Source organism: Streptomyces sp. NPDC127084 (assembly GCF_042724175.1).
In the GTDB taxonomy this organism is placed as follows: domain Bacteria; phylum Actinomycetota; class Actinomycetes; order Streptomycetales; family Streptomycetaceae; genus Streptomyces.
This window is the reverse complement of sequence record NZ_JBHXFA010000163.1, coordinates 3,674-14,670: the sequence shown is the minus strand read 5'-3', so window position 1 is coordinate 14,670 and position 10,997 is coordinate 3,674. Positions and strand designations below refer to the sequence as shown.

The 10,997-nt window shown below is 70.7% G+C and carries 9 protein-coding genes, 5 tRNA genes and 1 pseudogene; 10 read left to right on the top strand and 5 right to left on the bottom strand.

Annotated features, from left to right (window positions below):
- The 4 genes and pseudogenes from ACFWI9_RS28410 to ACFWI9_RS28395 form a co-directional block, all read right to left on the bottom strand.
- Window positions 1–67 (bottom strand): annotated as a pseudogene (locus ACFWI9_RS28410) (ATP-binding protein); the annotation flags it as partial.
- Window positions 48–455: a DUF742 domain-containing protein gene (locus ACFWI9_RS28405; protein ID WP_387166304.1), complete on the bottom strand. Its 408-nt coding sequence runs from the start codon at window positions 453–455 to the stop codon at window positions 48–50. The pseudogene ACFWI9_RS28410 and the gene ACFWI9_RS28405, both read right to left, overlap by 20 nt.
- A gap of 158 nt (window positions 456–613) precedes the next feature.
- Window positions 614–1,027, bottom strand: coding sequence for a roadblock/LC7 domain-containing protein (locus tag ACFWI9_RS28400; protein WP_138057401.1), 414 nt, complete (start codon window positions 1,025–1,027; stop codon window positions 614–616).
- A gap of 10 nt (window positions 1,028–1,037) precedes the next feature.
- Window positions 1,038–4,673 carry a nitrate- and nitrite sensing domain-containing protein gene (locus ACFWI9_RS28395; protein WP_387166302.1) on the bottom strand — a complete coding sequence of 1,212 codons (3,636 nt, stop codon included), beginning with the start codon at window positions 4,671–4,673 and terminating at the stop codon, window positions 1,038–1,040.
- Between the two features lie 586 nt (window positions 4,674–5,259).
- Between ACFWI9_RS28395 and ACFWI9_RS28390 the strand changes: the two genes are divergently transcribed.
- The 9 genes from ACFWI9_RS28390 (at window position 5,260) to ACFWI9_RS28350 (ending at window position 9,495) form a co-directional block, all read left to right on the top strand.
- Entirely contained in the window at window positions 5,260–5,433 is a 174-nt protein-coding gene (locus ACFWI9_RS28390) for a hypothetical protein (RefSeq protein ID WP_387166300.1), read from the top strand.
- Window positions 5,434–5,561: 128 nt separating this feature from the next.
- Window positions 5,562–6,356: a fumarylacetoacetate hydrolase family protein gene (locus ACFWI9_RS28385; RefSeq protein WP_387166298.1), complete on the top strand. Its 795-nt coding sequence runs from the start codon at window positions 5,562–5,564 to the stop codon at window positions 6,354–6,356.
- A complete protein-coding gene (gene gltX / locus ACFWI9_RS28380; protein WP_387166296.1) occupies window positions 6,349–7,824 on the top strand; it encodes a glutamate--tRNA ligase in 1,476 nt (491 codons plus the stop codon). The genes ACFWI9_RS28385 and gltX overlap by 8 nt, the downstream gene beginning before the upstream one ends.
- Window positions 7,825–8,181: 357 nt before the next feature.
- Entirely contained in the window at window positions 8,182–8,898 is a 717-nt protein-coding gene (locus ACFWI9_RS28375) for an HAD family hydrolase (RefSeq protein WP_387166294.1), read from the top strand.
- Window positions 8,899–8,989: 91 nt separating this feature from the next.
- Window positions 8,990–9,061: transfer RNA gene (locus tag ACFWI9_RS28370), tRNA-Gln, on the top strand.
- Window positions 9,062–9,082: 21 nt separating this feature from the next.
- Window positions 9,083–9,155, top strand: a tRNA-Glu gene (locus tag ACFWI9_RS28365).
- Window positions 9,156–9,240: 85 nt separating this feature from the next.
- Window positions 9,241–9,313, top strand: a tRNA-Glu gene (locus tag ACFWI9_RS28360).
- Between the two features lie 16 nt (window positions 9,314–9,329).
- Window positions 9,330–9,401 (top strand) — tRNA-Gln (locus ACFWI9_RS28355).
- A gap of 21 nt (window positions 9,402–9,422) precedes the next feature.
- A tRNA-Glu gene (locus ACFWI9_RS28350) sits at window positions 9,423–9,495 on the top strand.
- Between the two features lie 55 nt (window positions 9,496–9,550).
- On the opposite strand, the gene ACFWI9_RS28345 is transcribed toward ACFWI9_RS28350, so the two are convergent.
- Window positions 9,551–10,192, bottom strand: a complete 642-nt coding sequence (locus tag ACFWI9_RS28345; RefSeq protein WP_387166292.1) for a MerR family transcriptional regulator — start codon at window positions 10,190–10,192, stop codon at window positions 9,551–9,553.
- A gap of 96 nt (window positions 10,193–10,288) precedes the next feature.
- Here ACFWI9_RS28345 and ACFWI9_RS28340 point away from each other — a divergent pair, with 96 nt between their 5' ends.
- On the top strand, window positions 10,289–10,774 hold the full coding sequence (locus ACFWI9_RS28340) for a DUF4188 domain-containing protein (protein ID WP_387166290.1): 486 nt from the start codon (window positions 10,289–10,291) through the stop codon (window positions 10,772–10,774).
- The last annotated feature ends 223 nt before the right edge of the window (window positions 10,775–10,997 follow it).

The window sequence follows — 10,997 nt, the reverse complement described above, 5'->3', positions numbered from 1 at the left end:
CCGCCACCACGATCTTCGCGCTGGTGGTTGAGCGGGCTGCACCGCCGCTAGAGCTTGCGAAGTCCACTGAGCACCCTTTCGAGCAGTGTCACGTCCGGCGTACCGCCGGCCTCTCCGTTGCCCGGCTGGTGGATCGCCACCATGCCGGCCTCCGCCAGGTCCGCGACCAGGATCCGCGCTACACCCAGCGGCATCGACAGCAGCGCCGAGACCTCTGCCACCGACTTGACCTCGCGGCACAGGTGGCAGATCCGCTGGTGCTCGGGCAGCAGGGACGACATCCGCGCGGGATCGGCCGTGGTGCTGACCAGCGCCTCGATGGCGAGCTGGTAACGCGGCCGGGTCCGGCCGCCGGTCATCGCGTAAGGACGCACCAGCGGCTGGTCGCCCTCAGGTCCGTAGTCGGTGTCCACGGGGACACCGTACGGATCGTGAGAGGCGGGGGGCGGGGTCATGAATCCTCCGGGCGTGACATGACAGCAAGTGGTCGGCTGTGCCGTCTGACTGGGCCGGTGGGGGGGCCGGTCGGGGCGGCCGGGCGGTATAGGTGATGGAAAACGGCGGGCCGGGAGCGCGTACCTGGGGGCGTACATCCCTCACGGCCTGGCGGGCTCTAGTGCAGCAGGCTCCCCTGGAGTTCGGCGCGCAGGTCCGGGGTGAGGACCGTGCCCGCGCGGTCGACCAGGAGTGCCATCTCGTAGCCCACGAGGCCGATGTCGGCGTCCGGGTGGGCGAGTACGGCCAGTGAAGAGCCGTCCGAGATCGACATGATGAAGAGGAAGCCGCGCTCCATCTCCACCACCGTCTGGTTGACCGGGCCGCCTTCGAAGATGCGGGAGGCACCCGCCGTCAGCGAGGTGAGTCCGGACGCGACGGCCGCCAACTGGTCGGCACGGTCGCGCGGGAATCCCTCGGACATCGCCAGCAGGAGTCCGTCGGCGGAGACCACCACCGTGTGGGACACCCCGGGGGTGTTGTCCACGAAGTTGGTGATCAACCAGTTCAGATTCTGCGCCGCCTGGCTCATCGGGCTCACACTAACGCTCCTGCTGGTGACTGGGGCCGAGATCGAAGCTTCCGGTGTTACCGGAGCCGCCCGCCTGCCGACCCTGTTGGATACCGCGGCGGAGATTGGTCAGTCGGCCCCGCACGTCGTCGGGGGCGCGGGACACCTGCGGACCGGCGGCCTGCTGAGGTGCCTCCTGCGCGGTGCCCGGGACCAGGTTGGCGCGCGGCACCCGCCGGGGAAGGCCCGACGTGGTGATCCCTCCGGCGGCGGGCTTGCGTACCCGCTCGGCCTGGCGGACCAGCTCGTCGTTGGGCGAGCTGCGCCACTCGGAACCCGCACCGGAACCGCTCACCTCGCCGGACTGGGCGGGGTAGCCGCCCTGGCCGGCCTGGTTGGCCGGCGGCGAGGCAGGCTCGGCCGCAGGACGACGCGGCGGCACCGGCTGCGCCGGGCGCCCGGTGGACTGCTGGGGTACGGCGGGCTGCCGACCGGCGCCGCTCGGGGCGCTGCCGCGCTGTCCGCCGGCGTCCTGGCCGTGCCGGGCGGCCTGCGCACCGCCGCCGTGGAACCAGTTGGTCTCCAGCGTGTCGTACAGCGGCGTACGGCCGTCGCCGGGACCGGTCGCCGGTGGCAGGGCCTCGGGCTGCGGCTGGGCCGGCAGGCTCGCCGCGGGCTGGCGCGGCGGCGTGTAGCCACCGGTGTCCCGGCCCCGCTGCTGCGGGGCCGCAGGGCTCTGCCGGCCCTGGACCGGGGGACGCTGCTCGTAGTCGGGTCGGGCGAACTGGCCGGTGGCAGCGGGGTCCTGGGTGCCGGGACGCTGCTGGCCGTAGCCGGGGCGCGCGTACTGCCCGGTGCTCTCGTGCTCCTCGTGGCCGCGGGGGGCGTCCAGCGGAGGACGCTGCGGGCCGGACGGCTGCTCGCCGCCCCAGCTCACGGGCTGGGGACGGGTCGGCTGGCCGCCGCCCCCCGGCAGCTCGGCGCGCGGGGCACCGCTCTGCGGCAGACGGCGTCCGCGGTCGTCACCGGCCTGGGCATCCTGCGGGAAGCCGCCACGGCCACGGTCGGGCCCCGGGTTGTGCCCGGCGAAGCCGCCCTGCTCGGGCCGGCCGCCCTGGCGGGGCTCGCCGCGGTCCTGACCAGCCGGTCCGGTCGGACGGCCACGGCCGCTGTCAGCGCCGAACGCGCTGACCGGTGCGCCGCCCTGGCGTGCGGAGTCCTGCTGGGGACCGCCCTGCTGGGGTACCTGCGGGCCACCCTGCTGGGGACCGCCCGGGAGCGGCGCGCCGCCACGGCCGGGCAGCGCGGGACGCGCGCCGCCGCCGCCGCCGGAGACCTGCCCGCGCGGGGTGATGGCGCCGAGCCGCCCACCAGGCGCACCGCTGCCACCCGGACGGCGGTTGCCGCCACCCTGGCCCTGGCCGGGGCCCTGCGCGGCAGGGGCACCGCCCGGCCCGCCGGTACCCGGCTTGGCCGGGGCCTTCTTGCCGCCCTGGGCGACGTCGACGGGCAGCATGACCAGCGCGGTCGTACCACCGGAGTCGGACGGACGGAGCTGGATACGGATGCCGTGCCGCAGGGAGAGGCGGCCGACCACGAACAGACCCATCCGGCGGGACACCGAGACGTCCACGGTCGGCGGGGACGCCAGCCGCTCGTTGATCGCGGCGAGGTCCTCGGGGGAGAGGCCGATGCCGGTGTCGTGGATCTCGACCAGGACGCGGCCGTCGGGCAGCGCGTGACCGGTGACCCGGACCTTGGTCTGCGGGGAGGAGAACGACGTGGCGTTCTCCAGCAGCTCGGCGAGCAGGTGCACCAGGTCGTTGACGACACGGCCGGCGACCTCGGTCGCGGGCACGGCGGCCAGTTCGATGCGCTCGTACTGCTCCACCTCGGAGGCGGCGGCACGGAGCACGTCGACCAGCGGGACGGGCCTGGTCCAGCGGCGGCCCGGCTCCTCACCGGCGAGGACGAGGAGGTTCTCGCCGTTACGGCGCATACGGGTCGCGAGGTGGTCCAGCTTGAAGAGCGAGGACAGCTGGTCCGGGTCGGCCTCGCGGGACTCCAGCTCGGATATCAGGGACAGCTGACGCTGGATGAGACCCTGCGAGCGGCGCGACAGGTTGGTGAACATCGCGTTGACGTTGCCCCGCAGCAGGGCCTGCTCGGCGGCGAGGCGGACCGCCTCGCGGTGCACGTCGTCGAAGGCCGCGGCCACCTTGCCGATCTCGTCCCGGGAGTGCACGCCGACGGACTCGACCTTGGTGTCGACGTCCTGCGGGTCGGCCTCGGAGAGCTGCTTGACGAGCTGGGGCAGACGGTCCTGGGCGACCTTGGTGGCGGTGTCCTGGAGCCGGCGCAGCGAGCGGATCATGGACCGGGCCACGACGAAGGCGCCGACGAGCGACACACCGAGGACGAGCAGGATCAGCGCACCGTTGATGAGGGCGACCTGCTGAGACTCCTGCTTCAGCTCGCGGGCCCTGGTCTCCATCTGGCCGAGGAGGGTCTCCTCGATCTGGTTCATCGCCTGGAGCTTGGTGTCGGCCTGGTCGGTCCAGTTCAGATAGCCGCGGGGCCGGTCCTTGATGGCGCCGTTCTTGCGCAGCACCTGGGCGGCGTACTCGTCGGCCTTCGCGATCTCGGAGTTGCCGGTCTTCAGCGTGCGGAGCAGGTCCTGGGCGTTCTCGCCGTACGAGGAGTAGATGTTGGAGAACGTGCGGATCTCGGCCGCCTCGCCCGTCCTGGCGTCGAAGCCGAGGAGGCGGTCGTTCTCGTTCATGTCCGGCGTTCCGGACGCGTTCTTGGGGAGCGAGGCGGCGATCACGGCACGCTGGATCGACGCGTATTCCTTCGCGGACGAGAACGCGGCCAGCGCACGGGTCCGGTCGATCATGTCCGGGTTGCTGGTCGCCTGGGCCATGTCCTGGGACAGGCTGAGCAGCAGGTTGATCAGACGGCTGTATCCCGCCACCGTGCCGGAGACATTGCCGTCCCGGTACGCCGCCTTGCGCAGGTCGCCGATGGAGTGCACCTGCTGGGCGATCTGCGAGACGTTGGAGTCGATGCTCTTCAGCGCCTGGTCGCCGCTGTCCTCGGGGATGTCGCTGACGGCGTCGAGGAAGGCCAGCTGCTTCTGGTCCGTGACCTGCCGCGGCCGGATGATGTCGTAGTCCGAGTCGGGGGACGAACCGTTCCTGATGGGGCCGGCCGCGTGGTCGCGCTCGTTCTGGAGCGCCTCGGCGAGAGCGGTGGCGTCACGGGTCAGGTCGGTCAGCAGCTGCATGTGCTCGAGCTGCTCGATCTCGTTCATGGACTCGTTGATACGGAGCCCACCGAGCGTGGTCGCCGCGACGACGGGCAGTGTGAGCAGGGAGACCAGTCGCGTGCTGATGCGCCAGTTGCGCAGGGCTATCCGCGAGCCGGTGTCGGTGGGGCCTTTGCCCTTGGGCTTCGGCGCGGCCGGCTCGGGGCCGTCCTGAGCCGGGCCGGGCCGGGCACCGCCCTGTGCGGCGCCGGAGCGCGCACCGCGGTCGCCGCCTTCGCCCACCGGGTGCTGGGCCTGGTTGTGGGTGTGCCGGGGCGCGGACCCGCGGTCGTTTCCGCCGCGCGGCTCCTGTTCAGATGCAGCTTCCCCGTGGCCCTGGCGGGCCTGGGGACGCCCCATGCCATCTTTCTTGAAACGTCCCTGCACTAGCGTCGCAACCTCTGGACCAGGCGCCCCTCCGCGGACGGCGGGGCGGTGTCGGCGTGGCGGGGCGCTTCGGCGCGCCCCCGATGATGGGTTCGGTGGTGACCGGCGCTTCTCCCCTTCTCCGCCGCCACTCGGCGCGTTGTCGCGCCCCTTGTGCGCCGGATTGAACATGCGGCGGTGCGTGGAATTCCAGCACAGTGCCCGGATCTGCAACAAGGCCCTGTATCGGGCTGTGACCTGAGTGACCTGATGTAGCGGGTGTGTCACAAGCCGTAGAAAGCGATCGCGGAGGAAAGGGACGTTTGCTTACGAGTCGCTTACGGGTGGGGGGTGTCCCAGTCGCGATGATCAGGAGCGGAATGGCAGATTCAGTGTCGTAATGTCCGTTTCTGGGCGGTGATTAAGTTGCCAATTTGCAGTCCGAAATGACCGAATTCACCGAGAGTTCGTGAGCAAACTCACACGTAACCTACAGTCGAATCCGCGCTTTCCCCGAGAATCGGCTGTCTAGCCTTTGGCTTTACACGGACACCCCGACCGACAAGGGCCGACGCACGCGATGAAGACCATGATGTTCCGCACCATAGCCAACCCCCGGCGCACCACCCTGGTGAACCTCCAGGACGCCGGAGAGCTGAGCCCCGAGACCCAGCCGGAGCATTCGGTCGACCTTCCGACCCGTACGGCCAACCCCCGCCGCACCACCCTGATCGACGCCCCCACCGCGCCGTAAGGCACAGTCGGCGGGCCGCGGCCCGCCCGGGCGCGGTGAGCGGTAATGCGGCAGGCCGGGTGCCTGCGCCGCGTTAGCCTGGAGCGTCAGACTCCAGCCAGCGGAAACGTGAGGGGCGCAAGGCACCCGTGCGCATCGCCAGATTCTCCATCGACGGCAATGTCGCCTTCGGCGCGGTCGAGGGCGACGGGACCGGCGATCCAGCCGGCCTCGTCCTGGACATCATCAAAGGCATTCCCTACGCCGACTTCGAGCTCTCCGGTACGAAAGTCCCGCTGAGCAAGGTCCGGCTGCTGCCGCCCGTACTCCCCAACAAGGTCGTGGCCATCGGCCGCAACTACGCGGAGCACGCGGCGGAGCTCGGCACCGAGGTCCCGGACGTACCCATCGCATTCTTCAAGCCCACCACTTCGGTGATCGGCTCCGGCGATGCCATCGAGTACCCCTCGTTCTCCCGGGAACTGCACCACGAGGCCGAGCTGGCCGTCGTCATCGGCCGGATGTGCCGCGACGTCCCGCGTGAACGCGTCAAGGACGTGATCTTCGGCTACACCTGCGCCAACGACGTCACCGCCCGCGACGTCCAGCAGCGTGAGAAGCAGTGGGCCCGCGCCAAGGGCTTCGACACCGCGTGCCCGCTGGGCCCCTGGGTGGAGACCGGCATCGACCTTGCAGCCGCCGGCGACCTCACCATCCAGTGCACGGTCAACGGCGAACAGCGCCAGCTCGGACGTACGAGCGACATGATCCGCTCCATCGAGGACCTGGTCGTCCACATCACCGAGGCCATGACGCTGCTCCCCGGAGACGTCATCCTCACCGGCACCCCCGCCGGGGTCGGCCCCCTCACCGTCGGCGACGAGGTCGCCGTCACCATCGAAGGCATCGGCACTCTCACCAACAAGGTGATCAAGCGTGGCTAACGCAGCAGTCCGCGTACGTTTCTGTCCCTCGCCGACCGGCAACCCCCATGTGGGACTGGTCCGCACCGCCCTGTTCAACTGGGCCTTCGCCCGGCACCACCAGGGCACCATGGTCTTCCGCATCGAGGACACCGACGCGGCGCGCGACTCCGAGGAGTCCTACGAGCAGTTGCTCGACTCACTGCGCTGGCTCGGCCTCGACTGGGACGAGGGTCCGGAGAAGGGCGGCCCGCACGCCCCGTACCGCCAGTCGCAGCGCATGGACGTCTACCGGGACGTGGCGGAGAAGCTTCTCGCCGGCGGCTACGCCTACCGCTGCTACTGCACCGTCACCGAGCTGGACGAGCGCCGCGAGGCCGCCCGCGCCGCGGGCAGGCCCTCCGGCTATGACGGCCACTGCCGCGAGCTGACCGATGAGCAGAAGGCCGTGTACGAACGCGAGGGCCGCGAGGCCATCGTCCGCTTCCGGATGCCCGACGAGCCGATCACCTTCACCGACCTGGTGCGCGGCGAGCTGACCTTCACCCCGGAGAACGTGCCGGACTACGGCATCGTCCGGGCCAGCGGCGCACCGCTCTACACGCTGGTCAATCCGGTGGACGACGCCCTGATGGAGATCACGCACGTGCTGCGAGGCGAGGACCTGCTGTCCTCCACCCCGCGCCAGATCGCCCTCTACAGGGCGCTGATCGAGCTCGGTGTCGCCAAGGAGATCCCGGCCTTCGGGCACCTCCCGTACGTCATGGGCGAAGGCAACAAGAAGCTCTCCAAGCGCGACCCGCAGTCCTCGCTCAACCTGTACCGCGAGCGCGGCTTCCTGCCCGAGGGCCTGCTCAACTACCTCTCCCTGCTCGGCTGGTCGTTCTCCGCCGACCAGGACGTCTTCTCGATCGCCGAGATGATCGAGCGGTTCGAGATCGCGGACGTCAACGCCAACCCGGCCCGCTTCGACCTCAAGAAGGCCGAGGCGATCAACGCCGACCACATCCGCCTGCTCGACGTGAAGGCCTTCACCGAGGCCTGCGAGCCCTGGCTGAAGGCCCCGCACGCCAACTGGGCGCCGGAGGGCTTCGACCAGGCCGCGTGGGAGGCCATCGCCCCGCACGCGCAGACCCGGCTCACCGTGCTGTCGGACATCACCGCCAACGTCGACTTCCTGTTCCGCGACGAGCCCGTCGAAGACGAGGCCTCCTGGCAGAAGGCGATGAAGGAGGGTTCGGACGCGCTGCTGCGCACGGCCCGCGAGAAGCTCGAGACGGCCGACTGGTCCAGCCCCGAGTCGCTGAAGAACGCCGTTCTCGCCGCAGGTGAGGAGCACGGCCTCAAGCTGGGCAAGGCCCAGGCCCCGGTCCGGGTCGCCGCCACCGGCCGCACGGTCGGGCTGCCGCTCTTCGAGTCCCTGGAGATCCTGGGCAAGGAGCGCACCCTGGCCCGGATCGACGCGGCGCTGGCCAAGCTCACCGCGTAGCGAGGGAGCGGCGCGGTACCTCACACAGCGCTTCACACAGCGGGGGGGGGGGGGCGGCCGCGGCGGCCCCCCGCGCGGCGGCGGGGGGGGGGGGCGGGGGGGGGCGCCCCGCCCGCGCCCCCCCCCCCCCTCGGGGGCGCGGGCGGGGCGGCTGGCCGGGGGACGATGCCCGGCGATGGAGGCGACCATGTCCAGCACCTGGCGGGGGGGGGGGGCGCGCCGGGGCGGGCGGGTGCGGCCCGCCCGCCCCCCCCCCCCCCGCTTCGTGCTGCCGGGGGAGCGGACGGTGCCGCGCCCGCAGCGGCGGACATCACCGAAAGGGGAGCCGGGCTCGGCGAATGCCGTTAGGGTCGGGCCATGGCCGTGAAAGCCGTGGTGTGGGACATCGACGACACGATCTTCGACTACACCGGAGCCGACACCGCAGGGCTGCGGCGGATGCTCGACGCCGAGGGGATGCCGCACGGCTACCTGTCGGCGGACGAAGCCCTGCGGCGCTGGCGGGAGCTCACCGCTCGGCACTGGGACCGCTTCGCCGCTGGAGCGGTGGACTTCCAGGGGCAGCGGCGAGACCGCGTCCGCGATTTCCTCGGCAGGCCGCTGAGCGATGCCGAGGCCGACGAGTGGTTCGGGCGGCACGTCGTGCACTACGAGGCGGCATGGGCGCTCTTCCCGGACTTCCTGCCCGCGCTGGACCGGCTGAGCGGTTCGTACCGGCATGCCGTTCTGTCGAACTCGTCGATCCACAACCAGGACCGCAAGCTGCGCGCTCTCGGGGTGCGGCATCGTTTTGAAGCGGTCCTGTGCGCCGTGGAGCTCGGCGTGTCCAAACCCGAGGCCGCGGCCTTCCTCGCGGTCTGCGACGCACTCGGCCTGCCGCCGCGGGAGGTCGCGTACATCGGCGACCACCCGGACATCGACGCCCGAGGCGCGGTCGAAGCCGGACTGGCCGGTATCTGGCTGGACCGGTCGGGACGGGGCGGCAGGCCGGAGCTGACCCGGATCGCGGCGCTGGACGAGCTTCCCGGGGTGCTGGGCGATACCCGTTTTGGAGCGCCGTCCACCTTCGGGTAATGTTCTTCCTGCGCCGAGGGAAGCGGGCCGAAAGCCAAGGACCGGAAGCGCACCAACCGAATGAAACCCCCGCAGGGGGGTTGAGTTTTGGTGGCCTATGGTGTAATTGGCAGCACGACTGATTCTGGTTCAGTTAGTCTTGGTTCGAGTCCAGGTAGGCCAGCTCGCAGAGCTCATCTGCAAAGCCCCCGTTGTGTAGCGGCCTAGCACGCTGCCCTCTCAAGGCAGTAGCGCCGGTTCGAATCCGGTCGGGGGTACAGATCCATCCTGCTTGATCATCCGGGTCGCTCCCGATGATCCAGTGGTGACATCATCCGGCGTCTGCCGGATGGGATCGCTAGGGCCCCCGTTGTGTAGCGGCCTAGCACGCCGCCCTCTCAAGGCGGTAGCGCCGGTTCGAATCCGGTCGGGGGTACTGGTCTACATCACCATGGCCTATGGTGTAATTGGCAGCACGACTGATTCTGGTTCAGTTAGTCTTGGTTCGAGTCCAGGTAGGCCAGCTCGCAGAGCTCATCTGCAAAGCCCCCGTTGTGTAGCGGCCTAGCACGCCGCCCTCTCAAGGCGGTAGCGCCGGTTCGAATCCGGTCGGGGGTACAGAACGAGGAGGCCCTTCCCATCCGGGGAGGGCCTCCTCGCTTTCATGGCTGCCTCATCGGCCGAAGCGCCGGAACGACTCCTCCGCCTCGGCCAGTCTGCGCAGACTCAGCAGCACCGGCTCGTACAGCACGGTGCAGGCCACCGCCGCCTCCACCTGTGCCTCCTCGTCCTCGTACTGCTCCACCAAGTCCAGGTCGGCGACGCCCAGTTCACCCGCGCTGCGGGCGTAGGGGAGAAGCTGCTCCATATCGCAGGGGTAGCCCAGCCGCACCATGGTGGCGATCGCGCCGACCAGCATCCGGTACGCCGGCGACTCGGCGCCCGCTTGGCGGCCGAAGTCCCAGCCCATACACTCCATCAGGGTTTCGGCGGTACGGCGTGCCGTCCCGGCCGCCGGATCGTCCTCGCCCGCCTCCGGAGTGTGCGGCAGGGACCAGACCGCCGCCCCGATCCGCGAGTGGTGGTCGAGGGAGTCGTCCCCGACCGCCGCCAGCACGTCCCGGGCAGCGGCCACCGGTATCCGGCCCACCTGGATAAGCGCGCGCACCAGCCGGAGCCGACGCAGATGGCCCTCGTCGTAGTCGGCCTGGGTGGCACTGATCCGCCGCCCGGCCGGCAGCAGCTGCTCACGCAGGTAGTACTTGATCGTCGCGGTGGGTACACCGCTGCGCTCGCTGAGCTCCGCCATCTTCATCCGCTTGCCACCTTCGCTTGCACCGTTCTTTGGGGAGTGGCACTATCTAACTATAGATAGCTCCACTATCCAGTAATCCTTGCCAGGGAGGCGGCCATGGGTGCGAAGCCGGTCACGGGGCGTATGACGGCGCGGTCGGAGGAGGGAGTGACGGTCTTCCTCATCGGGATGCGCATCAACAACTTCCGGGCGCTGCGCAGTTGGCTTCCGGTGGCCGCGGCGATGCCGCGGATGATCATCGAGCTCTCGAAGGAGAAGGAGCGCGGGCTGCTCGGTTTCCAGTACCTGCTGGGCGGGCCCCGGCTGCTGTACGTGGTCCAGTACTGGGAGTCGAAGGAGAAGCTGCTCGCCTACGCCTCCGACCAGGACGGGGAGCACCGGCCCGCCTGGGCCGCCTTCAACCGGCGTCTGCGGGAGGGCAAGGGCAAGGTCGGCTTCTGGCACGAGACGTATGTCGTCCCGGCAGGCGCCTACGAGTCCGTCTACATCAACATGCCGGAGTTCGGCCTCGGCGCGGCGACCGGAATCGTCCCGGTAGGCCGTCGTGGGGAGCGGGCAGCCGACCGGCTCAAGGCCGCCTGACGCGTCCGTCCTCACCGGAACGCGTCCGGGTGCCTGGTCGCCGTCGGTTCCGCGGACGAGCCCGGGCCCGCCTCTGCCATGTGGGGCGCCGGCGCCCCACGCGGCAGAGCCGCGTTCCGGCAGGGCGACCGGAGGACGCGGGCGCGGAGGCCGGAGGGGCCCCCACCGGCCGCGGGCGCGCGCGGGCGTGGGCGGTGGGGTCCCGCCGCGCGCGGCGCCGCGC